At 65.1% G+C, this 24,456-nt stretch carries 18 protein-coding genes and 1 pseudogene; 10 read left to right on the top strand and 9 right to left on the bottom strand.

Annotated elements, in window-relative coordinates; genetic code table 11:
* Nucleotides 1-170: 170 nt before the first annotated feature.
* The 3 genes from ACVJ5M_RS07495 (at nt 171) to ACVJ5M_RS07485 (ending at nt 4,416) form a co-directional block, all read left to right on the top strand.
* Nucleotides 171-896, top strand: a complete 726-nt coding sequence (locus ACVJ5M_RS07495) for an outer membrane protein (protein ID WP_063986055.1) — start codon at nt 171-173, stop codon at nt 894-896.
* A 166-nt stretch (nt 897-1,062) separates the two neighbouring features.
* A complete protein-coding gene (locus ACVJ5M_RS07490) occupies nt 1,063-3,219 on the top strand; it encodes a methyl-accepting chemotaxis protein (RefSeq protein WP_063980789.1) in 2,157 nt (718 codons plus the stop codon).
* Between the two features lie 135 nt (nt 3,220-3,354).
* Complete coding sequence (locus ACVJ5M_RS07485; RefSeq protein ID WP_231143827.1) at nt 3,355-4,416, top strand: MBL fold metallo-hydrolase; 1,062 nt, start codon at nt 3,355-3,357, stop codon at nt 4,414-4,416.
* A 109-nt stretch (nt 4,417-4,525) separates the two neighbouring features.
* Here the strand turns inward: ACVJ5M_RS07485 and aroQ are convergent, their stop codons facing one another.
* From aroQ to ACVJ5M_RS07465, 4 genes and pseudogenes are all read right to left on the bottom strand, one after another.
* Nucleotides 4,526-4,957 (bottom strand): type II 3-dehydroquinate dehydratase, encoded by a 432-nt coding sequence (aroQ, locus tag ACVJ5M_RS07480; RefSeq protein WP_063980787.1) that lies wholly within the window; start codon nt 4,955-4,957, stop codon nt 4,526-4,528.
* Between the two features lie 19 nt (nt 4,958-4,976).
* The gene (locus ACVJ5M_RS07475) at nt 4,977-6,257 is read right to left on the bottom strand and encodes a TRAP transporter large permease (RefSeq protein WP_063980786.1); all 1,281 of its coding nucleotides are present in this window, start codon (nt 6,255-6,257) and stop codon (nt 4,977-4,979) included.
* Between the two features lie 79 nt (nt 6,258-6,336).
* Nucleotides 6,337-6,504: pseudogene (locus ACVJ5M_RS07470) on the bottom strand (TRAP transporter small permease subunit); the annotation flags it as partial.
* A 25-nt stretch (nt 6,505-6,529) separates the two neighbouring features.
* The gene (locus ACVJ5M_RS07465) at nt 6,530-7,558 is read right to left on the bottom strand and encodes a TRAP transporter substrate-binding protein (protein WP_063980785.1); all 1,029 of its coding nucleotides are present in this window, start codon (nt 7,556-7,558) and stop codon (nt 6,530-6,532) included.
* Between the two features lie 157 nt (nt 7,559-7,715).
* On the opposite strand from ACVJ5M_RS07465, the gene ACVJ5M_RS07460 reads away from it, so the two are divergent.
* From ACVJ5M_RS07460 to ACVJ5M_RS07450, 3 genes are all read left to right on the top strand, one after another.
* Nucleotides 7,716-8,450 carry a GntR family transcriptional regulator gene (locus ACVJ5M_RS07460; protein ID WP_063980784.1) on the top strand — a complete coding sequence of 245 codons (735 nt, stop codon included), beginning with the start codon at nt 7,716-7,718 and terminating at the stop codon, nt 8,448-8,450.
* Nucleotides 8,451-8,648: 198 nt separating this feature from the next.
* Entirely contained in the window at nt 8,649-9,878 is a 1,230-nt protein-coding gene (gene hemA / locus ACVJ5M_RS07455; RefSeq protein ID WP_028148697.1) for a 5-aminolevulinate synthase, read from the top strand.
* Nucleotides 9,879-10,198: 320 nt separating this feature from the next.
* The gene (locus tag ACVJ5M_RS07450) at nt 10,199-13,708 is read left to right on the top strand and encodes a PAS domain-containing hybrid sensor histidine kinase/response regulator (RefSeq protein ID WP_231143825.1); all 3,510 of its coding nucleotides are present in this window, start codon (nt 10,199-10,201) and stop codon (nt 13,706-13,708) included.
* A gap of 7 nt (nt 13,709-13,715) precedes the next feature.
* Here ACVJ5M_RS07450 and ACVJ5M_RS07445 read toward each other — a convergent pair whose 3' ends face one another.
* From ACVJ5M_RS07445 to ACVJ5M_RS07430, 4 genes are all read right to left on the bottom strand, one after another.
* On the bottom strand, nt 13,716-14,540 hold the full coding sequence (locus tag ACVJ5M_RS07445) for an SDR family NAD(P)-dependent oxidoreductase (RefSeq protein WP_063986053.1): 825 nt from the start codon (nt 14,538-14,540) through the stop codon (nt 13,716-13,718).
* A gap of 17 nt (nt 14,541-14,557) precedes the next feature.
* Nucleotides 14,558-15,121 carry a cytochrome P460 family protein gene (locus ACVJ5M_RS07440; RefSeq protein ID WP_063980783.1) on the bottom strand — a complete coding sequence of 188 codons (564 nt, stop codon included), beginning with the start codon at nt 15,119-15,121 and terminating at the stop codon, nt 14,558-14,560.
* A 72-nt stretch (nt 15,122-15,193) separates the two neighbouring features.
* Nucleotides 15,194-16,222, bottom strand: a complete 1,029-nt coding sequence (locus ACVJ5M_RS07435; RefSeq protein ID WP_063980782.1) for an alpha/beta fold hydrolase — start codon at nt 16,220-16,222, stop codon at nt 15,194-15,196.
* A gap of 35 nt (nt 16,223-16,257) precedes the next feature.
* The gene (locus ACVJ5M_RS07430; protein ID WP_063980781.1) at nt 16,258-16,677 is read right to left on the bottom strand and encodes an organic hydroperoxide resistance protein; all 420 of its coding nucleotides are present in this window, start codon (nt 16,675-16,677) and stop codon (nt 16,258-16,260) included.
* A 199-nt stretch (nt 16,678-16,876) separates the two neighbouring features.
* Between ACVJ5M_RS07430 and ACVJ5M_RS07425 the strand changes: the two genes are divergently transcribed.
* The 3 genes from ACVJ5M_RS07425 to ACVJ5M_RS07415 all read left to right on the top strand — a co-directional run bounded on the left by ACVJ5M_RS07425 (nt 16,877) and on the right by ACVJ5M_RS07415 (nt 21,800).
* Nucleotides 16,877-19,717 (top strand): ATP-binding protein, encoded by a 2,841-nt coding sequence (locus ACVJ5M_RS07425; RefSeq protein WP_063980780.1) that lies wholly within the window; start codon nt 16,877-16,879, stop codon nt 19,715-19,717.
* 501 nt (nt 19,718-20,218) lie between these two features.
* On the top strand, nt 20,219-21,346 hold the full coding sequence (locus ACVJ5M_RS07420; RefSeq protein ID WP_245328527.1) for a S8 family peptidase: 1,128 nt from the start codon (nt 20,219-20,221) through the stop codon (nt 21,344-21,346).
* A gap of 94 nt (nt 21,347-21,440) precedes the next feature.
* Complete coding sequence (locus tag ACVJ5M_RS07415; RefSeq protein ID WP_028148705.1) at nt 21,441-21,800, top strand: hypothetical protein; 360 nt, start codon at nt 21,441-21,443, stop codon at nt 21,798-21,800.
* Nucleotides 21,801-21,812: 12 nt separating this feature from the next.
* Here ACVJ5M_RS07415 and ACVJ5M_RS07410 read toward each other — a convergent pair whose 3' ends face one another.
* The gene (locus tag ACVJ5M_RS07410; RefSeq protein WP_014498490.1) at nt 21,813-22,487 is read right to left on the bottom strand and encodes a response regulator; all 675 of its coding nucleotides are present in this window, start codon (nt 22,485-22,487) and stop codon (nt 21,813-21,815) included.
* Between the two features lie 343 nt (nt 22,488-22,830).
* Here ACVJ5M_RS07410 and ACVJ5M_RS07405 point away from each other — a divergent pair, with 343 nt between their 5' ends.
* Nucleotides 22,831-24,456 carry an MFS transporter gene (locus tag ACVJ5M_RS07405; RefSeq protein WP_175627402.1) on the top strand — a complete coding sequence of 542 codons (1,626 nt, stop codon included), beginning with the start codon at nt 22,831-22,833 and terminating at the stop codon, nt 24,454-24,456.

Raw genomic sequence — 24,456 nt, 5'->3', positions numbered from 1 at the left:
CTTCTTAAGCCGCCATTAAGCACGAAAATCATTTACAGCCCAATAAGTTAGGTTGGCTGTCGCTGTGCCACGGATGTGACAGCATTTTCGTCAAAAGCGAGCTATCTGCAAAACCAACGACGGCGCGGACAGCGCGTCTGCCGGGGACCAAAGTGCTGGAGTTCAAGACGATGAAGAAGATTTTGTTTGCGACCGTTGGGCTGCTCGTGGTGGGCGCTGCCGCGCCGGCCGTCGGCGCCGATCTCGGCAACCGCAACTATTACAAGGCGCCTGCGCCGGCCTATGCCGCGCCGATCTACAACTGGACGGGCTTCTATGTCGGCGGCCATGTCGGCGGCGCGTTCTCCAGCGACAACAATTTCAACGGCCTCTCCACCGGCAACAACGGCAACGGCCGTTTCCTCGGCGGCGTGCAGGTCGGTGCTGACTGGCAGTTCAACCCGAACTTCCTGGTCGGCGTCGAAGGCCAGTATTCCTGGCTCTCCGGCAGCGTCGGTGCGGCGTTCCCGGGCGGCGTCGCCTACAGCAACGACCAGCGTGGCCTCGGCTCGATCACCGGCCGCGTCGGCTACACCTGGGGTCCGGGCCTGCTCTACGTGAAGGGCGGCTACGCCTATTCGGACAACAACGAGAAGGTGACGATTGGCGGCGTGCCGACCGGCTTCATCATCGATGGCGATCACCGCAACGGCTACACCGTCGGCGCCGGCCTCGAATACATGTTCGCCCCGAACTGGTCGGCCAAGGCCGAGTACCAGTACTACAATTTCGGCGACGCACACTTCACCGCGGGCCCGCTGGTGGGCACCGGCAACTTCACGACCGACGACCACACCTTCAAGGCGGGCGTCAACTACCGCTTCAACTGGGCCAATTCGGCGGTCGCGCGCTACTGATCGCGCCTCAAAAATCTCTTCGCAATCAAGGGCCGGCAATTCTGCCGGCCCTTTCTTTTTTCGCTGTGCGGAACAGGCGCAACCGATTGTGCAACTTGCGATTTTTTAACCCGACCCAGGGATACTCCGCGGCGAAAATATAAAGATCACGCGTGGGGGAATTTCGATGGCGATCCGTCTGGGTGCTGGCCGTGTCCTTGGCCGTCTCAAGCCTCGTTTCAAGATGCCAAGGTGGGGCGTGCGCGGCAGCCTGTTCGCCGCCTTCGCATTGATCGCCGGCATGGGCCTCGTCATCGCAGCCGGCGCCGGCTTCGTGTTCAATCACCTCGGCGCGACCATGATGGATCTGAGCGGCCGCGACATCCCGCGCCTCTCCGCCAGCCTGCAGCTTGCCTCGCAAAGCGCGACGCTCGCGGCGCAAGGCCCGGGCCTGCTGGCATCGCCCTCCGACGAGGCGCTGAAGGAACGCACCAAGAGCGTGAAGGACATCCAGCAGCTCGCCATGGCCAAGCTCGGCGAGATCATCGAGCTCGGCGCCGACAAGCAGATCGCAACCGCGCTGCGCGACACCGCCAAGAGCATCGACGAGGCGACCCAGAGCCTGGTGTCGGCCGCGCGCGAGCGGCTCGAGACCGGCGCGCTGCATGACAAGCAGTATGAGGCGCTGCGCAACGCGCAGCTCACCTTCGTCGGCGCGGCCGGTCCTGCGATGCTGGACGCACAGACACGCTTGAACGCGATCCTCGGCGCGGCGGAAGTTTCCGCCGATGATGCGACTGAGGCCGCCCGCACCGTCTCCCAGGTCGCGACAATCTCCGCCAACGGCAATCTCATGGCCGCCGACATGATGGCGGCGCTGTCGGCCAACAATAGCGACACGCTGGAAGCGATCGAGAAGGAGTTCAAGGCGACGCGCGACCGCGTCAAGTCGAACCTCGAGGATCTCCCGAACATGCCCTCGATGCAGACGGTGCGCGACGCCGTGCAGAAGCTGTTCGCCTTCGGCGAGGGCAAGACCGGCGTGTTCAAGATCCGCCAGAAGGAGCTCGACGCCATCGACTACGGCCAGACCATTCTGGACGAGACCCGCAAGCTCAATGTCGGTCTCGGCATCAGCGTGCAGCAGCTCGTCGACGGCGTGCAGAAGGAGACCAACGCGTCGACCTTCCAGGCGCGCCAGGAGATCTCGCTCGCCACCACCGCGATGCTGGCGCTGGGCGCGCTGATGCTGGTCGGCTCGGCGCTGTTCGTCTGGCTCTATGTCGGCCGCAACATCCTGCGGCGGATCGGCGCGCTGCATCAGTCGATGCAGCTGCTCGCGAACGGCGACCTCGAGACCGAGATCTACCGCTCGAAGCACCACAATGACGAAATCTCGGTGATGGCGAACACGCTGCAGGTGTTCCGCGAGAGCATGATCGAGGCCCGCGCGATGTCGAGCGAGCAGGACAAGGACCGTGTCGCCAAGGCCGAGCGTGCCGCGCGCATGGAAGCGAAGATCGCCGAGTTCGAGGGCGCGGTACGCAACGCGCTCGACAATCTCGCGCAGTCGGCCAATTCGATGCAGTCCACCGCGCAGAGCATGTCGAACACCGCCGACCAGTCCAACGCACTGGTGAACGCGGTTGCCTCCGCCGCGGAGGAAACCTCGGTCAACGTGCAGACCGTGTCATCAGGCACCGAGCAGCTGTCGTCCTCGATCGAGGAGATCAGCAAGCAGGTCGTCACCTCGGCCGCGATCGCCAGGAAGGCGGTCGACGAGGCCGGCGCCACCGACACCACGGTGCAGAGCCTTGCCGACAGTGCGAGCCGCATCAGCGTCGTGGTCGACCTGATCCAGACGATTGCGTCTCAGACCAACCTGCTCGCGCTCAACGCCACCATCGAGGCGGCGCGCGCGGGCGAAGCCGGCCGCGGCTTCGCAGTGGTCGCCTCCGAGGTGAAGAGCCTCGCGAGCCAGACCGCCAAGGCGACGGAAGAGATCCGCACCCAGATCGCCAGCATGCAACAAGTCACCACCTCGGCGGTCGGCGCCATCCAGGGCATCGGCCGGATCATCGGCGAGATCAACGACGTGACGACGACGATCGCCGCCGCGGTCGAGGAACAGGGCGCAGCCACCCGCGAAATCGCCCGCAACATCCAGCATGCCGCCGGCGGCACCAGCGAGGTCTCGAGCAACATCATCGGCGTCTCCACGGCGTCCGCGGAAGCCGGCGCGGCGGCGAGCCAAGTGCTTGGCGCCTCCGACGCGCTCCGCCGCGAAGCCGACATGCTGCGCGGAGAGATCGACGCGTTCCTCAACAACATGCGGGCGGCGTAAGCCGCCGGCCCGTAGCCCGGATGGCGCGCGGCGTAATCCGGGTTACGGAAAACTGCTGGTATGACCGCCATGCGGAGACCACGGCCCGGCCTTTTTCGGCTGGCGCCCCGCGCCCGGCGGGTTTAAGCCGGTAGCATGAACCCGAAAACCGACACCGTGCAGTCCTCGGCCGAGGCCCTGCGCTATCCCTGGGAACAGCATCCCGGCCCCGAAGAGATCGTCGAGGTGCGTCCCGGCGTGTTGTGGGCGCGGCTGAAACTGCCGTTCCGCCTCAACCACGTGAACATCTACCTGCTCGCCGACGGCGACGGCTATGCCATGATCGATGCCGGCTTCGGCAACGAGGAGACGATCGAGGCCTGGACCAGACTGTTCGAGGGGCCGCTGAAGGGCGTCAACATCACGCGCCTGATCGTCACGCATTCGCACCCCGATCACGTCGGCCTCGCGGGCTGGATCGTCGAGCGGTTCAACTGCCCGCTGGTGATGACGCAGGTCGAATATCTGCAATCGGTCTACCACCAGAACCGCGGCACCGAGGAGCGGCGCGAAGCCCAGCGGCTGTTCTTCCGCCGCCACGGCATGGACGAGTCGCTCACCGAAAAGCTGCTCGGCCGCGGCCAGGATTATCTCAAGCGCGTCTCGGTGCTGCCGCCGTCCTACCGCCGCATCTCGCATGGCGACGAGGTCGTGATCGGCACGCGCCGCTTCAAGGTGATCACCGGCGGCGGGCACGCGCTCGACCAGGCGATGCTGTATTGCGCCGACGACAAGCTGTTCCTCTCCGCCGACCAGGTGCTGAGCAAGATCTCGCCCAATGTCAGCGTCTGGGCGGTCGAGCCCGACCAGAACTCGCTCGGCGAATATCTGGCCTCGCTCGCGAGCCTCACCACCACCCTGCCCTACGATCTGCTGGTGCTGCCCGGCCACGGCGTGCCGTTCTATGGTCTGAAGACCCGCATCAAGCAGCTCGCCGATCACCACGAGGAGCGCTGCCGCCTGATCGCGGAAGCCTGCAGCGAGGTGCCGCAGACCTCGCGCGCCCTGGTGCCTGTCGTGTTCAACAAGCACGTGCTTGACGAGCACCAGATGGGCTTTGCCGCCGGCGAACTCGTTGCGCACGTCAATTACATGATCGTCGAGGGCCGGCTGACGGCGGAGACGAAAGACGGCGTGCTCCAGTTCCGGACGACGTGAGCCACGGCGTCATGGCCGGGCTTGTCCCGGCCATCCACGTTCTTTCGAGAAGAAACGAGTTCGCGGATGCCCGGGACAAGCCCGGGCATGACGAGTTTGTGGAAGCGGCTCACTTCATATTTGCGATCGCGTGCATCGCCGCGACGTAGCCGAACGGGCCGAGCCCGCAGATCACACCGGTTGCCACGAACGAGATCTTCGAATGCCGGTGATATTCGTCGCGGGCATGGATGTTGGAGATGTGGACCTCCAGCACCGGGCCTTCGAATGTCTTGATCGCGTCCATGATCGAGACCGAGGTGAAGGAAAGACCGGCCGGATTGATGACGATCGCATCGGCATCCTGCCGCGCCGACTGGATCAGATCGACCAGCACGCCTTCATGGTTGGACTGGTGGAAGGCGAGCTTGAGCCCGAGCTTGGCAGCCGCTTCCTCGCAGCTTGCGTTGACCTGGTCGAGCGTGGTCGTGCCGTAGATGTGCGGCTCGCGGATGCCGAGCATGTTGAGGTTGGGACCGTTGAGGATCATCACGCGCTTCATGGACAGGTCCTTCTAGAAGTTAGCCACCGAACCATTTGGCCGGGCCGGTGACGAGAACGGGAAACAGCGTCAGCAAGGCTAGCACGACGAGCTGCGCGATCATGAAGGGCCAGACGCCCCGGATCAGATCATCCATCGAGACGCGGGCAACGCCACAGACGACGTTGAGCACGACGCCGACCGGCGGCGTGATCAGGCCGATCGCGTTGTTGATGATGAAGAGCACGCCGAAATAGACGGGGTCGATGCCGGCCTGCTTGACGATCGGCATCAGGATCGGCGTCAGGATCAGGATCGTCGGCGTCATGTCCAGCGCGGTGCCGACGATGACGACGATGATCATCAGAACGAAGGTGAGGAGGGTCTTGTTGCCCGCGAACGGTTGCACGAGCGCCACGATCTGGTCGGAGATCTCGGCAACCGTGATCAGCCAGGACGATACCAGCGCCGCGGCGACGAGGAACATCACGACAGCCGTGGTCTGCGCGGTCGAGACCAGCAGCGCCGGCAATTGTGCCGGCCTGAGCTCGCGATAGACGCCCATCGCCACCACCAGCGAGTAGACGGCGACGACGACGGCCGCTTCCGTCGGCGTGAAGATGCCGAAGCGCAGGCCGAAAATGATGATCATCGGCAGCATCAGGGCCCAGAAGCCGTCGATCAGCGCGCGCCAGATCTCAGTGAAACTCTTGCGCGGCAGGCGCGCCGGATTCTCCTTGCGCACCACCCACCACCAGGCAAAGCACAGGCCGACGCCGAGCAGCAGGCCCGGCACGATGCCGGCCAGAAACAGCTTCGAGATCGAGACATTGGCGGCGACGCCGAAAATGACGAAACCGATCGACGGAGGAATGACGGGCGCGATGATCCCGCCGGCAGCGACGAGGCCAGCCGCACTGGCGCGATTGTGGCCGGCGGCGGCCATCATCGGCACCAGGAGCGCACCGAGCGCCGCGGCGTCCGCGACCGCCGAGCCCGAGAGTGAGGCCAGAATGCATGACGTCAGGATCGCGACATAGCCGAGCCCGCCGCGGAAATGGCCGACCAGCGCGATCGCGAAGTTGAGGATGCGGCGCGCCAGCCCGCCGGTGTTCATGACTTCGCCGGCGAGGATGAAGAACGGCACCGCCATCAGCGGGAAGGAATCGACGCCGTTGATAACGTTCTGCGCGATGATCTGGGAATCGAACATCGCCAGATAGGTCATCAGCGCGATGCCACAGATGATCAGCGCAAACGCAATCGGCATCCCGATCGCCATGGCGCCGAGCAGCGAGAAGGTGAAGACGGCGACAGTCATGCCTGCTGCTTTCCGCTCGCGGCGCCAGGAGAATGCGGGAGCTCCTCGGACTCGCTGATGGCGATCAGATCGGCATCGGCGACATCCACACGAACAGCCAGCGCGACAGCTCTTCCGAGATCGCAATCCCGGAATTGAAGCCGTAGCGCAGCACGACGTTGCCGAACACCAGCACCACCATGGCGGCGAGCAGCACCGCGATCACCGCGCGGAGCAGCCAGAAATAGGCGTCGACCATCGTTTTCATCATGTCCGTCCTGCTGCGCGTCGGCTTACGGCTTCAGCGCGTGCACGCGGTCGAGTTCACTGTTGAACAGCTTGACGATGGCGGGGTCGTAGTCGGCCGAGAATTTTTCCGCGATCGGCTTGGTCTTCTCGCGCATGCGATCGAGCTCGGCGGGTGCGATCTCGTTGACGGCCATGCCCTTGGCCTTGAGCTCGTCGATCGCGGCAGCGGCCTGCTCGCGGCTGACCTTGCGCTGGTAGTCGCGTGCCTCGATCGCCGCGTCCTGCAAAATCTTCTGCTCGTCGGGCGAAAGACCGTCCCAGAATTTCTTGCTGATCAGGATGATATTGGTCGAATAGGTATGATTGGTGACGCTGAGATATTTCTGCACCTCGAAGAACTTGTTCGACAGGATCACGGAGAACGGGTTCTCCTGGCCGTCGACGGTGCCCGTCTCCAGCGCGCTGTAGAGCTCCGAGAAACTCATCGGCACCGGGTTGGCGTTGAAGGCCTTGAAGGTCTCCAGATAGACCGGGTTCGGGATCACACGGATCTTGATGCCGCCGAGGTCCTCGCCCTTGGTGATGGCACGCTTGCTGTTGGTGACGTTGCGGAAGCCGAGATCCCAATAAGCGAGACCAACCAGCCCCTTCTCGGGCAGCTTTGCCAGCAGCGCCGCGCCGAGCGGACCATCGAGCAGGGCGTCGGCCTGCTGCGGCGTCGAGACGATGAAGGGGAAATCGATCAGGCCGTAATCCTTGACGATGCCGACCAGCGACGTCGTCGCCGGCGACTGCATCTCCTGGGTGCCGGCGCGCAGCGCCGATTGCTGCTGCATCTCGCTCCCCAGCTGGTTGGCCGGATATTCGCGCACCCTGAGCTTGCCGCCGCTCTTGGCCGCGACGATCTCGGCGAATTTCTGCACGCCTTTGCTGACGGGATGGTCGGTGTTGTTGAGGTGCCCCCAGCGGATGGTGCGCTCCTGAATGGCCTGCGCCGAGGCCGGCCCCATCGTGCCCAAGGCGACCGCGCCGATCGCCGCCACCAAAGCCAGACCTTTGAACCGAACGGGCATCGCCCCCTCCCTGTTGATCTCGTTCTTAGGGGCGGGAACGTCTTATATGACGAATTATAAATCAACCTATATTTTTGATTTTATATGATGTTACAAGAAACGCTTGATAAAGTTACGAAATTTGGCAAAACGCAAGTCCAAAGCGCTAGGATGAGGCATGGACACCCTTCCCGACACGACCGCCGAGACGGTGGGCGACAGCGCCTATCGCCGCATCCGCACCGACCTGATCTTCGGCAAGCTGACGCCGGGGCAGAAGCTGAAGCTCGAGCGGATGAGCGGCGCCTATGGCACCAGCATCTCGACGCTGCGCGAGACGCTGAACCGGCTGTGCTCGGAAGGTTTTGTCGTCGCCGAAGGCCAGCGCGGCTTCGAGGTCGCGCCGATCTCGGCGACCGAATTCCAGGAGATCGCGGAGCTGCGCGAGCTGCTCGAGAGCCACATGATCGAGAAGTCGTTCGCGGCCGGCGATCTCGACTGGGAAGCGCACATCGTCTCGGCGCATCACAAGCTCGCGGCGATGGAGCGGTTGCTACTGTCAGGCGAGCGATCCGATGCGGAGAGCTGGAAACAGTGCGATTTCCAGTTTCATCGCGCGCTCGTCGCGGCCTGCGGCTCGAAGGTGCTGCTCGATGCGCATGCCGCGGTCTATGACCGCTATCTGCGCTACCAGATGATCGCCGTGGTGTTCCGCGGCGAGATGGCGGCTTCCGAGCATCGCGAGCTGAAAGAGCTGGCGCTGAAGCGCGACGCCAAGGGCGCGAACAAGGTGCTGCACACCCACATCCATGATTGTGTGGCGCATGCCTTGCGCAATTCGGATTGGTTAAAGCCGGTGGCCGCCGTCAAGGACGCGCGGAGCGAGCCGCGCAGGAAGGCCAAGGCCGGGTAGACCCGCACCGCCGCCAATGGTGCAAAGCAACATTGCCTCTCGCGCGAACTTGATCGGGATCAAGTTTCAAATCGCACGATAGGGCATTTTGCCCAAATGCTCCCCATGCCCAAATGTGGGATAGCGCATAGACTCTAGAGCTGGAAAAGCTCTAAGAAGAGGCGCCCTTTTTGGTCAGTTCCGTCTTAGGTTTTGCCGATGGATTACGCCCAGTTCTTCAATACCGCCCTCGATCGTCTCCACACCGAGCGGCGCTACCGCGTGTTCGCCGATCTCGAACGCATCGCCGGCCGGTTCCCGCATGCGCTCTGGCACTCGCCGAAGGGCAAACGCGACGTCGTGATCTGGTGCTCCAACGATTATCTCGGCATGGGCCAGCACCCGAAGGTGGTCGGCGCCATGGTCGAAACCGCGACCCGCGTCGGCACCGGCGCAGGCGGCACCCGCAACATCGCCGGCACCCATCATCCGCTGGTGCAGCTCGAGGCCGAGCTCGCCGATCTCCACGGCAAGGAAGCGTCGCTGCTGTTCACCTCGGGCTATGTCTCGAACCAGACCGGCATCGCGACCATCGCGAAGCTCATTCCGAACTGCCTGATCCTGTCGGACGAGCTCAACCACAATTCGATGATCGAGGGCATCCGCCAGTCCGGCTGCGAGCGCGTCGTGTTCCGCCACAACGACCTCGCCGACCTCGAAGAGAAGTTGAAGGCCGCAGGTCCGAACCGGCCGAAGCTGATCGCCTGCGAAAGCCTCTATTCGATGGACGGCGACGTCGCCCCGCTCGCCAAGATCTGCGATCTCGCCGAGAAATATGGCGCGATGACCTATGTCGACGAGGTCCATGCCGTCGGCATGTACGGCCCGCGCGGCGGCGGCATCGCCGAGCGTGACGGCGTCATGCATCGCATCGACATTCTCGAAGGTACGCTGGCCAAGGCGTTCGGCTGCCTCGGCGGCTATATCGCCGCCAACGGCCAGATCATCGACGCCGTGCGCTCCTACGCGCCGGGCTTCATCTTCACCACCGCGCTGCCGCCGGCGATCTGCTCGGCCGCGACCGCCGCGATCAAGCATCTGAAGACCTCGAACTGGGAGCGCGAGCGCCACCAGGACCGCGCCGCCCGCGTCAAGGCGATCCTCAACGCCGCCGGCCTGCCTGTGATGTCGAGCGACACCCATATCGTGCCGCTGTTCATCGGCGATGCCGAGAAGTGCAAACAGGCATCCGACCTGCTGCTGGAACAGCACGGCATCTACATTCAGCCGATCAACTATCCGACGGTGGCCAAGGGCACCGAACGCCTGCGCATCACGCCCTCGCCCTATCACGACGACGGCTTGATCGATCAGCTCGCCGAAGCGCTCCTGCAGGTGTGGGACCGCCTCGGTCTGCCGCTCAAGCAAAAGTCGCTGGCGGCGGAGTAGGCGTTTCTCCACCCTCCCCTGGAGGGGGAGGGTCGGCTCACATTGAGCGCAGCGAAATGGGAGACGGGGTGGGGTGACAGTCTCTCCACCTCTGACGCTGCTCGTGTGGAAAGATCACCCCACCCCGCTCGCGCTGCGCGCGATCGACCCTCCCCCTCCAGGGGAGGGTAAGCGGGATCCGCGTTCGCCCGCACCTTAACGACAACCCCAATTCCCGCCCCGGTAGGGCATTTCGCTGTCGCTTGCGCCCGCCCAACGCGCTAGATTTGCAGGGAAAATGAGTACGGGCGCCCTCGCGCCCAGGGAGAAGCGCGCTCGCCATGCTGCACGACTGGGGCGTGATCGCTGCCGCCTTCGGCTATATCGGCTTCCTGTTCCTGGTGGCGAGCCACGGCGACCGCCGCTCGCCGGCCGGGCGCGGCCGCGCGTCCGGGCTGATCTATCCGCTGTCGCTCGCGATCTATTGCACCTCCTGGACCTTCTTCGGCTCGGTCGGCTTCGCCACCCGCGCCTCGACCGACTTCCTCGCCATCTATGTCGGCCCGATCCTGATGATCGGGCTCGGCGCGGGCGTCCTGCGCCGCGTGATCCAGCTCGCGAAGGCGCACAACATCACCTCGATCGCCGACTTCATCGGCGCGCGCTACGGCAAGAGCCAGGCGGTGGCGGCAACGGTGGCGCTGATCGCGATCATCGGCTCGGTGCCCTACATCGCGCTCCAGCTCAAGGCGGTCGCCTCCTCGCTCGAAACGATCCTGAGCGAGGACCAGGCGTTCTCCCACATCCCGATCCTCGGCGACATGGCGCTGATGGTGACGCTGGCGATGGCCGCCTTCGCCGTGCTGTTCGGCACGCGGCAGACCGACGCCACCGAGCATCAGCACGGCCTGATGCTGGCGGTCGCAACCGAATCCATCATCAAGCTGATCGCCTTCCTCGCCGCCGGCATCTTCGTCACCTTCTGGATGTTCTCGCCACACGAATTGATCGAGCGCGCGATGAGGACGCCGGAGGCGGTGCGCGCCATCAACTATTCGCCGTCGATCGGCAACTTCCTCACCATGACGCTGCTGTCGCTCTGCGCGATCATGCTGCTGCCCCGCCAGTTCCACGTCAGCGTGGTCGAAAACTCCTCGGATGCCGAGGTCAGCCGCGCGCGCTGGCTGTTCCCGTTCTATCTCGTCGCCATCAATTTGTTCGTGATCCCGATCGCGCTCGCCGGCCTCGTCACCTTTCCGTTCGGCGCGGTCGAACCGGACATGTATGTGCTGGCGCTGCCGATGGAGGGCGGCGCGGGACTTCTCAGCGTCGCCGTCTTCGTCGGGGGGCTGTCGGCGGCGACCGCGATGGTGATCGTCGAATGCGTCGCGCTCTCCATCATGGTCTCGAACGACCTCGTGGTGCCCCTGGTGCTGCAGCGGCGGCCGGAGGGGCGCACCGGCGGCGCCGATTTCAGCGACTTCCTGCTGCGCTCGCGCCGGCTTGCGATCTTCGCCATCATGGTGATGGCCTATTTCTACTACCGCGCGCTCGGCAACACCCAGCTTGCGGCGATCGGCCTGCTCTCCTTTGCCGCCATCGCCCAGCTCGCGCCGAGCTTCTTCGGCGGGCTGTTGTGGCGGCGCGCCACCGCGCGCGGCGCCATCGGCGGCATGCTGGTCGGCTTCGCGGTGTGGCTCTACACCCTGTTCATCCCGAGCTTCATGGATTCCTCGACGGCGGGCATCCTGCTGCTCCAGCACGGCCCGTTCGGCATCGAGGCACTGCGGCCGCAGGCGCTGTTCGGCGCCGACCTGCCGCCGCTGATGCACGGCGTAATCTGGTCGCTGTCGCTCAACATCCTGACCTATGTGCTGCTGTCGCTGGCGCGGCGGCCGTCCTCGATCGAGCTGGTGCAAGCCGATCTGTTCGTACCCAACACGCTCGCGCCGATCTCCCCGAACTTCCGCCGCTGGCGCACCACCGTCACGGTGCAGGACATCCAGACCACGGTCGCGCAATATCTCGGGCCCGACCGCGCCCGGCACTCCTTCGAGGCATTTTCGGTGCGGCGCAATGTGCGCCTGGAATCCGGTGCGCCCGCCGATTTCGAGCTGCTGCAGCACGCCGAGCACCTGATCGCCTCTTCGATCGGCGCGGCCTCCTCGCGGCTCGTGATGTCGCTGCTGCTGCGCAAGCGGACGGTCTCGGCGAAAGCGGCGCTGAAACTGCTCGACGATTCCCACGCGGCGCTGCATTTCAATCGCGAGATCCTCCAGACCGCGCTCAACCATGTCCGCCAGGGCATCGCCGTGTTCGACGCCGATCTGCAGCTGATCTGCTCCAACCGGCAGTTCGGCGATCTCCTGAACGTGCCGCCGCATTTCATCCAGTTCGGCACGCCATTGCGTGAAATCCTGGAATTCATGGGTGTGAGCGAGCCGGACAATCCGGTCGAGCGCGAAGCCATGCTGGAGCGGCGGCTCGCGGCTTACACCACCGACAGCGAGCCTTATCTCGAGCGCCTGCCCGACCGCCACATGGTGATCGAGATCTTGACCAACCGCATGCCCGGCGGCGGCTTCGTCATCACCTTCACCGATGTCACCCCCACGTTCGAGGCCGCCGAAGCGCTGGAGCGCGCCAACGCGACGCTCGAAAAGCGGGTGCGCGACCGCACCGAGGAGCTGACCCGGCTGAATTCCGAGCTGGCGCTGGCCAAGAGCGCGGCCGAGGACGCCAGCATCTCCAAGACGCGCTTCCTGGCGGCAGCCAGCCACGACATCCTCCAGCCGCTGAACGCGGCGCGGCTCTATGTCACCAGCCTGGTCGAGCGCCAGCACAACGGCGAGGAGACGCGGCTGGTCGAGAACATCGACGAATCGCTCCAGGCGATCGAGGAGATCCTCGGCGCACTGCTCGACATATCGCGGCTGGACGCCGGCGCGATGACGACCTCGATCTCGAGCTTCAAGATGGCCGATTTGATGCGCTCGCTGGAGATCGAGTTTGCGCCGATCGCACGCGCCAAGAACCTCGAGCTCGCCTTCGTGCCCTGCTCGCTGCCGGTCGAGTCCGATCGGCTGTTGCTGCGGCGCCTGCTCCAGAACCTGATCTCCAACGCGATCAAATACACCCCGCGCGGACGCGTGCTGGTCGGCTGCCGCCGCCAGGGCCCTTCGCTGAAAATCTGCGTCTACGACACCGGCGTCGGCATCCCGCCGGTCAAGCGCGGCGAGATCTTCAAGGAATTCCACCGCCTCGAACAGGGCGCGCGGATCGCCCGCGGCCTTGGACTCGGCCTCTCGATCGTCGAGCGTCTTGCACGCGTGCTCAAGCACGGCATCGCCATCGACGGCAACAAGAGCGGCGGCTCGGTCTTCTCCGTGACGGTGCCGACAGCCAAGGCGATCACCCACACCGCTGCCGTCACCAGCGCGACGCCGCTGGCGCGGAGGCCGATCTCGGGCGCCCTCATCGTCTGCATCGAGAACGACGCAGCGATCCTCGACGGCATGCGCACGCTGCTCAAGGCCTGGGACGCCGAGGTCATCGCGGTCGCCGACCCCGAGGGCGCGATCGCCGCGATCGAAGGCGCGGGACGCCGCGTCACCGGCCTGCTGGTCGATTATCACCTCGACCGCGGCAACGGCATTGCCGCCATCCGCGACATCCGCCGCCGCTTCGGCGACGGCATCCCTGCGATCCTGATCACCGCCGACCGCAGCCCCGCAGTGCAGGTCGCCGCGCGCGAGGAAAATGTCGCGGTGCTCAACAAGCCGGTGAAGCCGGCCTCGCTCCGCGCCCTGCTGGGACAGTGGCGCACGCAGCAGATGGTGGCGGCGGAGTAAGACGCGGTCAGTAGTCGGTCGAGACGCTGAGCGCGCGCCACCTCTCGAGCTCGTCGAGCCGTTGCCGGTCCGTCGCAGCGATGGCGTTCACGGCGTCGCTGCCGAGCGCGATCCGCAGCGGTGGGCTGTCCATGTCGACCAGCTCCAGCACGGCGGCGGCGGCTTTCGCCGGATCGCCCGGCTGGCGGCCATCATAATCGCGCTGCATCCTGACGGCCGCGCCAACGACGGCATCGTACTCCGCACGCCCTTCGCCGGTCGCATGCGCTGACTGCGCAAAGCCCGTACGGAAGCCGCCGGGTTCGACGATCGTCACGTGCACGCCGATCAACGCCATCTCGCGCGCCAGCGATTCCGAAAAGCCCTCGATGCCCCATTTCGCGGCCGAATAGGCCGCGCGTGCGGGAGCTCCGATCCGTCCGCCGACGGATGAGAATTGCACGATATGCCCGCGGCGCTGCCGGCGCAGCACGGGAATCGCCGCCTTGGTGACGATGATGGTGCCGAGCAGATTGACCTCGATCTGCTGACGGAACGAGGCCAGGCTCGTGTCCTCGACCGATCCGAGATCGCCATAGCCGGCATTGTTCACGACCACATCGACGCCGCCGAACGCCTCCACGGCGAGGCCGATGGCCCCTTGCGCGGCCGCCTCGTCAGTCACGTCGAGCGTTGCGAGCCGCAGTCTTTCCTCAAAGCGTTCCCGCAGCGGTTCGAGCGGACCGAGATTCCTGGCAGTGGCAACCACCCGGTCGCCCGCCGCAAGCGCGGCTTCCGTGATGGCGCGTCCGAGCCCGCGCGAGCTGCCGCTGATGAACCAGATCTTTGACACGGTGGGCTCCTGACCGCTCAAGGCGCAAGCCGGGTGAAAACGTAATCGTGGCTCTTGGCGCGGGCGTCGTGACAGCCGAAGCAGGTGCGGTGCTGTGCCTCGTCGACCGGCTTGCCATTGATGAAACGGCCAAAGCCCCAACCGCCGGTGGACGCATATTTCCTGGAATCCTTGACCATCACCTGCACCGTGGTGGCCGCGCCGGGGATCGTTGCGGATGCGAATTCCGGCGACTGTTTCCGTTTCCAGGCGCGCTTGACCAGAATGGTGCCATCCGGGAACGGAAGTTTTCCGGCCTGATAAGCATCGATCGCGGTCTGGTTGCCGACAACGGCGCGAAGCTCGTCGAGCGGTGCCGCCTCTTCGGCCGGCGCAATCAGCTCCCACTGCTTGTAACCCGCAGGAATCGTGACGCCGAAGATCGGGGAAGCGTCTGCCGTGTTGCCTTGTGTCGGCCCCTCGGCAAGGGCAATCGAGACCAGATAGGGCACGCAAGTCAGGAGAACGACGAGAAGGAGCGCGGCAAGCGTGATAGCCGTCGCATAAGAGCGCTTTTTCTTGTCGGGTTTGATGGACGTCATGACGTTCCTTCATGCTGGGATCGCGGCATAGCCTCGGTCCAGCCGCGCTGGACCGAGGCATCGAATGAACGCTCAGGCGCCGTCGGCGTCGATGACGGCCTTGGCGAAGGCTTGCGGCGCTTCCTGCGGCAGATTGTGGCCGATGCCGCCGGTGATCAGGCGGAAGTCGTACCGGCCTGAGAACCTCTTGGCATAGGCGCTGGGGTCGGGATGCGGCGCACCGTTGGCGTCGCCCTCCATCGTGATCGTCGGGACGCTGATCACCGGAGCTGCGGCGAGCTTCTTCTCGAGCTCCTCGTATTTGGCTTCGCCCTGGGCGAGCCCGAGCCGCCAGCGGTAATTGTGGATCGTGATGGCGACATGATCCTTGTTGTCCAGCGCCGCCGCGCTCCGGTTAAAGGTCGTGTCATCGAACTTCCATTGCGGCGAGGCGAGCTTCCAGATCAGTTTTGCGAAATCATGCGTGTACTTCTCGTATCCGGCGCGGCCGCGCTCGGTCGCGAAATAGAACTGGTACCACCATTGCAGCTCGGCCGACGGCGGCAGCGGCGCGTTGCCCGCGGCCTGGCTGGAGATCAGATAGCCGCTGACCGACACCAGCGCGCGGCAGCGATCCGGCCACAACGCAGCGATGATATCGGCGGTGCGCGCGCCCCAGTCGAAGCCGGCGATAACAGCCTTCTTGATGTCGAGCTTGTCCATCAGCGCGATGATGTCGACGGCCATGGCGGCGGGCTCGCCGTTGCGCAGCGTCTCGCTGGAGAGGAAGTGCGTGGTGCCATAACCGCGCAAGTAAGGGATGATCACGCGATAGCCGGCCTTTGCCAGGATCGGCGCGACATCGACGAACGCGTGAATGTCGTAAGGCCAGCCGTGCAGCAGGATCGCCACGGGGCCGTTCGAGGGACCTGCTTCCGCATAGCCGACATTGAGGACGCCGGCGTCGATCTGCTTGATCGGACCGAACGACGCATTCGATGCGGACGACTTCGGCGCGTCCGTTTCGGCACGGGCGAGGTCGATCACGCCGAAACCGACGGCGACGGTTCCCGCGGCGACGCCGAAAAATTTGCGGCGGTGCTGGTCGATGATCTGTTTCATGGTGGTGCTACCTTGTGGATGGTTGGTGATGTCCGTCAGATCAGCGCGACCGTGACGTCGATATTGCCGCGGACGGCCTTGGAATAGGGGCAGGTCTGGTGCGCCTCATCGACGATGCCGCGCGCGATCTCGCGATCGAGGCCCGGCAGGCTGACGTTGAGGCGTGCGCTGAGCGAATAGGCGCCCTCGTCGAGCACGAGATCGATCTCCGCATCGATCGCGCATTTCCGGGGAAGCTCGATCTTGCGCTTGCGCGCCGCGATCTCCATCGCGCCTTCGAAGCAGGCCGACCAGCCGGCCGCGAACAATTGCTCGGGATTGGTGCCGATGCCAGTGCCGCCCGGCGGCGACAGCTTGACGTCGAGGCGGCCGTCGGAACTGCGCGATATGCCGTCGTGTCGTCCGCCGCTGGTGTGGGTGCTGGCCGTGTAGAGCAGTTTTGCCGCCTGCGTCATGAAGGTCTCCTTGCCGTCGGGAAACTGACTAGCAGCGGCCGCGGCAGGACACCCGTTTGGACTTGTGAGAAGTTGTGAGGCCCCGGCGCGCAGCCCCGCCACGAGGCCTGCATCAGCGGTCTGATGCCGATGCAGGTGCGGCCTTGCCCGATTGCGATCATCTGGCTATCCGGTCCGTTTGAAAGGACAACATTTCGCCATGACCGAGCCGGCCGGCACCGCAACGGGAACCCAATCGTTCGGGCCATTCACCGTGACATCGCATGAAAGGCTCGTGATGCGCGACGGCGTCGCGCTGCCGCTCGGCGCGAAGGCCTTCGACACGCTGATCGCGCTGATGTCGCGGCCGAACGAGGTCGTCAGCAAATGGGACCTGATGGCGCTGGTGTGGCCCGGCCTGACCGTCGAGGAAGCCAATCTGCGCTTTCACGTCGCAGCCCTGCGCAAGGCGCTCGGCGACGGCAAGGACGGCGCCCGCTACATCACCACGCTCTCTGGCCGCGGCTATTGCTTCGTGGCGCCGATCTCCAAGGCGGAAATCGCGGCAGAGCGGCGTCCCGCGCAGCGAACGGAATTACCGCCCGTCAAGCTGCCGAACCGGCTGCAACGGATGGTCGGGCGCGACGATGCGGTCGCCGCCGTCTCCGACAAGCTCATCGGCTCGCACTTCGTCACGATCGTCGGCCCGGGCGGCGTCGGCAAGACCGCCGTTGCGGTGGCGATCGCGCACGACCTGCTCGAGACTTTCTCCGATGCCGCGCATTTCGTCGACCTCGCCGCGCTCAGCGATCCCGATCTCGTGATCACCTCGATCCTGCTGATGCTGGGCTTGCCGGCGCAGACCGACGATCCGCTGCCGGCACTGCTCGCGCATCTCGGCGACAAGCGGATGCTGCTGATCCTGGATAATTGCGAGCATGTCATCGCCGCCGCGGCGCCGCTGGCAGCCGAAATCTTTCACGCCGCACCCCATGTCCATATCCTCGCCACGAGCCGCGAGGCCCTGCGTGTCGAGGGCGAGCAGGTCTACCGGTTGGCGCCGCTCGCCGTTCCGCCTGACAATCCCGGGCTGACCGCGGCTGCCGCGCAGACCTATCCCGCGCTTCAGCTCTTCCTCGAACGTGCCATGGCCGGCGGCGCGCAGATCGCGCTCGATGACGTCAATGCCGCGATCGTCGCAGGGATCTGCCGCAAGCTCGACGGCATGGCGCTGGCGATCGAGCTCGCCGCCGGCCGGATCGAGGCCTACGGACTGGAGCAGACGGCCGCACTGCTCGACGAACGCCTCAATCTGCTCTGGCAGGGCCAGCGCACCGCGCCGCCGCGGCAGAAGACGTTGCAAGCGACGCTGGACTGGAGCTACGGGCTCCTGTCCGACACCGAGCGCCTCGTGCTGCGCCGGCTTGCCGTCTTCGCCGGTCACTTCACCATCGACGCCGCGCTCGAAATCGTGCCGGACGAGCGCGTCGACCGCTCGCGCCTGTTCGATGCCATCGACAGCCTGGTCGCCAAGTCGATGGTCGCGCCGCGACCGGTCGGCGCCATGATGCGCTACCGTCTGCTCGACACGACGCGCGCCTATCTGCTCGAGATCGAGCCGAACGAGACCGCGCTTGCCGCCCGCCACGCAACCCACTACCGGCGATGGCTGGAGCAGGCCGGCACGACATGGGCGACGGTGCCGAGCGCCGACGAACGCGCGATCCATTTCTCCGCGCTTCACAACGTGCGCGCCGCGCTGGACTGGTGCTTCGGCACGGACGGCGATGTCGGCATCGGCATTGCGCTCGCCGCCGCGGCGGCTCCGATCTTTCTCGCGATGTCGCTGCTGATCGAATGCCGGCGCTGGTCGGAACGGGCGCTGCTTGCGATCGATCCGTCCTCGCGCGGCAGCGCTGAGGAAATGCACATCCAGGCCGCCCTCGGATTGACCTTGATGTTCACGCGTGGCGGCAGCGAAGCTGCGCGTGGCGCCCTGAGCAGGAGCCTGGCGATCGCCGAGGCTCGCGGCGACGCGGCGAACCAGCTCCAGCTGCTCGGCCGCATGCACATCTTCCACGAGCGGATGGGACAGTTCGACGCCGCGCTCGGTTATGCGCAGCAGAGCCTCACGGTCGCCGAGACGCTCGGCGACGCCGCCTCCATCGCCCTCGCCCATTCGCTGCTGGGTGTCTCCTTGCATCTGGCCGGCGAGCATCGCGACGCCCTGAGCATGCTGGAGGCCGCCTGGCACGGGCCGGGTACGGAGCGGATCAGCACTGTCCACGGCTTCGATCACCGCAACCGGGCCGGCATCTCGCTCGCGCGCGAGCTTTGGTTGCAGGGCCGGCCGGCGGATGCGCGGCAACTGGCGCAGCAGACGGTCACCGAGGCCGCGCAGATGGACCATCCGATCACGCTCTGCATCGCACTGATCTGGGCGGTCTCGATCGATCTCTGGAGCGGGGATCTCGACGGCGCGGAAGAGAACCTCGACCGCTTCATCGCACATGCCGAAACGCGCTCGATGGGCCCTTATCTCGCGGTCGGCCGCGGCGTCAAAGGCGAGCTGGCGATCCGGCGCGGCGACGCCGCTGGCGGCGTCGAGACGATACGGGCCTGTCTGCGCGAGCTCCACGACGCCGGCTACGAGCTGCTCACCACGACGTTCAACATCGCGCTCGTGCATGGCTTGTTGGCGCTCGGGCAGATCGAGCGGAGTGCGCGCCTGATCGACGACGCGATCGGCCTCGTCGAGCAAGGCGGCGATCATCTCTACATGCCCGAGCTGTTGCGCATGAAGGGTAATGTGTCGCTGACACTGCCGGAGCCGGCCACCGATGAGGCTGAGAACCACTTCAGGCAATCGCTTGACCTGAGCCGCCGCACCGATGCGAAAGCCTGGGAGTTGCGAGCGGCGATCGATCTCGCGAAATTGATCGCCGGGCGCGGCCAGCGCGCGGACGCGAAGAGGTTGCTTCGATCGGCGCTCGGAGGTTTCTCCGACGGGTCACGGACCTCGGATATCGGGATCGCCAGCAAGTTGTTGGAGACTCTCTAGGAAGCGCACCGGCGGCCAGGCGCCGGCCGAAACGGTATCTCAATGTTCGAGGGTCGCGCCGCGTGTCCCTGCGACATCCTCTCTCGTTGCAACTCCCGGGAAATGAACTAGCATCAACCACTGCGAGCATTTTATCGCATGTTGAACCTATTCAGTTGATTGCCTTTAGCACGTCCATTTCAATCATCCGGAGCCACGACAATGGCAGGGTCCAGCCTCGAGGATACACTGGCCGCGATTGGCTATGTCAAAGTGATTGTCACAATGAAGGACAGGGCGTCGGCCGCCGCCACGTCCGAGATCGCGATGCAGGATCATTTCATCGCGCCGGACACTGCCCAGACACAGAGTCTCGTGGCGGCGGCAACGCGCTCCGCCGGCCGCCAAATCAGAGGAGCGGAGAGCCTGGCCGAGCGCCGCGTGCGCATCTACCCCAACCTTGGACTCGCAGTCGGCAGCGTGGATGCCAGCGGCCTCGTTTCGCTCCAGGCTGATCCGCAAGTGGGCAAGGTCGACAAGGCTCCGGAGATCAGCCTGATCAAACCGGTCGAAGCCCGTCCAATCAAGACCGGGGTCGGTCCGACCTGGGGCATCAAGCGCTTGAACGTGGAACGCCTTTGGCAGGCGGGTTTCACCGGCCAAGGCGTGGTGGTTGGTCACCTCGATACCGGCGTCGACGGCAAGCATCCGGCATTGGCCGGAGCCATCAAGAAGTTTGCCGAGTTCGACCTGGCGGGAGATCAGGTTCCGAACGCACCGGCCCGCGACAGCGGCGTACACGGCACTCACACCGCGGGCACGATCGTCGGCCGGCCGGTCAGCAAGGGTCGCTTCGGCGTCGCACCGGATGCCCAGCTCGCGAGCGCGATGGTGATCGAGCGCGGGCAGGTGATCGAACGCATCCTGGCCGGCATGGACTGGGTGATCGGCGAAGGCGCCCGAGTCCTGAGCATGTCGCTCGGACTACGCGGCTTCACGCCGGCATTCCAGAGTGTGATCGATGCCTTGCGCGCCGCCAACGTTCTGCCGGTCATTGCGTCCGGCAATGAGGGCCCCCGGACCAGCCGCTCGCCGGGCAATTACGCGAACGTGTTGTCGATCGGCGCGATCGACGTGCACGACGTCGTGCCTGATTTCTCCAGCAGCCAGAGCTTCAATCGCGCGATCAGCCCATTGTGCCCGGCGATCGTCGCACCGGGGGTCGCGATCACGTCCTGCGTTCCCGGCAAAAAGTACGAGACCATGAATGGGACGTCGATGGCGACGCCCCACGTCGCGGGTCTTGCAGCCCTTCTGCTGCAAGCGAGGCCGACTGCAACGGCGGACCAGCTCGAAGCCGCCATCATCGGATCCTGCGCGCGCCCCGAGGCGATGGAAGAGGCCCGCGCGAACCATGGGGTGCCCGATGCCGTCAGGGCCTACGAGCTCCTGACCGGGTCGCAGCTCCCCGCCGCGCAGGTGAGCGTCGCGCCCCGGCGGCGCACGCCCGCGAAAAAGCGCTCTGCGAGGGGGCGCTCGTCGTCGCATCCACCGCGCAGCGTCGCCAAGAAGATGGCACGCCGGCCGAAGGTTGCCGCATCGCGGCGCCCCGCGCGCAAGAAGAGCCCTTCGAAGCGCCGTCCCGCCTGACTCCACGGCAATTCTTGTTGCGGCCAGCTAAAAGCCGGCCGCAATAAGCGCTATATTGGCCAGGCCGCCAGGGATTCCCGCACAGGAGCCGGCCATGACCGACAAGACAAAGCCTTCGCCCGAATGGGAAGGTAAGGCTGTCGTCAATCGATTGCGCCAAGCCACCAAGCCCGGCCAGCCTTCGTCAGTTCAGGTGTTCCTGAACGATGACGTTGCCGCGAGCGACCTGCCGGAGAAGGCAAGGGAAATCGTCACTGACATGAGCGCTAGCCTCGATCTGCCGGCCAATGCGATCAAGCTCGGCAAGGTGTTTCGCTTGGCCAAGTCGTTTTCGGTGTCGACCGACGTACCCGACGTCTTCGACGCCCTTGCAAGGCACGGCGACGTCAAGAGCATTTTGGAATCGGTACAGCCGGATATCCTGCCCAAGCCGACGCGCGAAAAAGGCGACTGACCCGATCGCGGTTTACGATCCCGTCGGGGTGCCCTGCTTCCACTGCCCGCCGGCGATCTTCGCCGCGGCAATTACCGCCTGGGTGCGGCTCTCGACGCCGAGCTTTTGCAGGATCGCCGAGACATGCGCCTTGATGGTGGCTTCGGAGACGCCGAGCTCGTAGGCGATCTGCTTGTTGAGCAGCCCTTCCGACAGCATCATCAAGACCCGGACCTGTTGCGGCGTCAGCGTCACCAGGCGGTCGCGCAGGCGCGTCATGTCGGGATCGGCGGCGGCCGATAGATCGGTGTCGGTGGGAACCCAGACGTCCCCCTCCATCACCTTGAGGATCGCGTCGCGCAAGGTCTCGACGCCGAATCGCTTCGGGATGAAGCCGGAGGCGCCGAAATCGAGCGAGCGGCGAATCGTGGCGCTGTCGTCGGAGGCCGAGACGATCACCACCGGGATGGCCGGGTACTGCGCGCGCAGATAGATCAGCCCGGAAAAGCCGGAGATCCCGGGCATCGAGAGGTCGAGCAGGACCAGATCGACGTCGGATGTCTGTTCCAGCAGCTTGGTGAGATCCTCGAACGATCCCGCCTCGTCGATCCTGGCCGAGGTCAGGACGCCCGCCACCGCTTGCCGCAACGCGTCGCGGAACAGGGGATGGTCATCGGCAATGACAAGATGGGTCGAAGGAGCGCTCATCGTTCTCTTGCTGGCATTCACACCGGGCCAGTAGGCCGGCCCGGGGCCTTGGTCAATTCTTTCCCGACCGGCCGTGGCATGCAAGTGGGCATTATCCCTTTGCGGGAACGGGGTTAACCCATGGTCGAGCACGATCGTGCCGGATTGAAAGGTCCGCGGCGTCAGGTGCGCGTCAGTGCGCAAGGCCGAAAGTCGTATTGGGGCGGGTTTCACGCCGATGTTACCTTGGAGCCAAGACCTGGGTTGATCCGGCATGACCGGGTATCCGGGGCGCGAGGAAACGCATTTCGGGGAGCGACTCAACATGTCGACAATGGCTGTGTCTCAAGCGGGCGCGGGAGGAATGACGAAGGACGAACGGTTCGTCATTCTCGCCTCCTCGCTCGGTACCGTCTTCGAGTGGTACGACTTCTACCTCTACGGTTCGCTGGCCGGCATCATCGGCGCGCAGTTCTTCTCGGCCTATCCGCCGGCAACCCGCGACATCTTCGCGCTGCTGGCCTTCGCCGCGGGCTTCCTCGTCCGTCCGTTCGGCGCCATCGTGTTCGGGCGCGTCGGCGACATCGTCGGCCGCAAATACACCTTCCTCGTCACCATCCTGATCATGGGTCTGTCGACCTTCATCGTCGGCCTGCTGCCCAATGCGGCGACCATCGGCATCGCGGCCCCGATCATCCTGATCGCGCTGCGCCTCGCCCAGGGCCTGGCGCTCGGCGGTGAATATGGCGGTGCGGCGACCTATGTCGCGGAGCACGCGCCGAACGGCAAGCGCGGCTATTACACCTCGTTCATTCAGACGACGGCCACGCTCGGCCTGTTCCTGTCCCTGCTGGTGATCCTGTTCACCCGCAGCGCGATCGGCGAAGCCGATTTCGCGGCCTGGGGCTGGCGCATCCCGTTCCTGGTCTCGGTGCTGCTGCTCGGCATCTCGGTCTGGATCCGGCTCCGCCTCAGCGAATCCCCGATCTTCCAGAAGATGAAGGACGAGGGGAAGAGCTCGAAGGCGCCGCTGACGGAAGCCTTCGGCAACTGGCAGAACGGCAAGCTCGTTCTGCTCGCGCTGCTCGGCGGCGTGATGGGCCAGGGCGTGGTCTGGTACACCGGCCAGTTCTACGCGCTGTTCTTCCTGCAATCGATCCTGAAGGTCGACGGCTATACCGCCAACCTGCTGATCGCCTGGTCGCTGCTGCTCGGCACCGGCTTCTTCATCGTGTTCGGCGTGCTCTCCGACAAGATCGGCCGCAAGCCGATTATCCTCGGCGGCTGTCTGATCGCGGCGCTGACCTTCTTCCCGATCTTCAAGATGATCACCACCAACGCCAACCCGGCGCTGGAAAAGGCGATCGAGTCGGTCAAGGTCGACGTGGTGGCGGATCCCGCGGGTTGCGGCGACCTGTTCAACCCGGTCGGCACCCGCGTCTTCAGCGCGCCCTGCGACACCGCACGCGCCTACCTGTCGGGCGCGTCGGTCAAGTACTCGACCTCTTCCGGCCCGGCCGGCTCCGGCGTGAAGGTGGTGGTCAACGGCAAGGACATCGCCTACGCCAACGCCAAGGACGGCAATCCCGCGCTGCTCGCCGCAGTGCAGGCAGCCGGCTATCCGAAGCCGGGCGATGCGGGCATCGTGAAGATGTCGCATCCGTTCGACATCTTCCGTCCGCAGGTGGCCGCGACCGTCGGGCTGCTGTTCATCCTGGTGATCTTCGTCACCATGGTGTACGGCCCGATCGCCGCGATGCTGGTCGAACTGTTCCCGACCCGCATTCGCTACACCTCGATGTCGCTGCCCTACCATATTGGTAACGGCTGGTTCGGCGGCCTGCTGCCAGCGACCGCGTTCGCGATCGTGGCCTCGACCGGCGATATCTATGCGGGTCTCTGGTATCCGGTCATCTTCGCATCGATTACCGTCGTGATCGGCTTCTTCTTCCTGCCCGAGACCAAGGACGTCGACATCAAGGCGACCTGA

It is taken from the genome of Bradyrhizobium sp. S3.7.6, from assembly GCF_054061875.1.
This window is presented reverse-complemented; position numbering and strand designations above follow the sequence as displayed.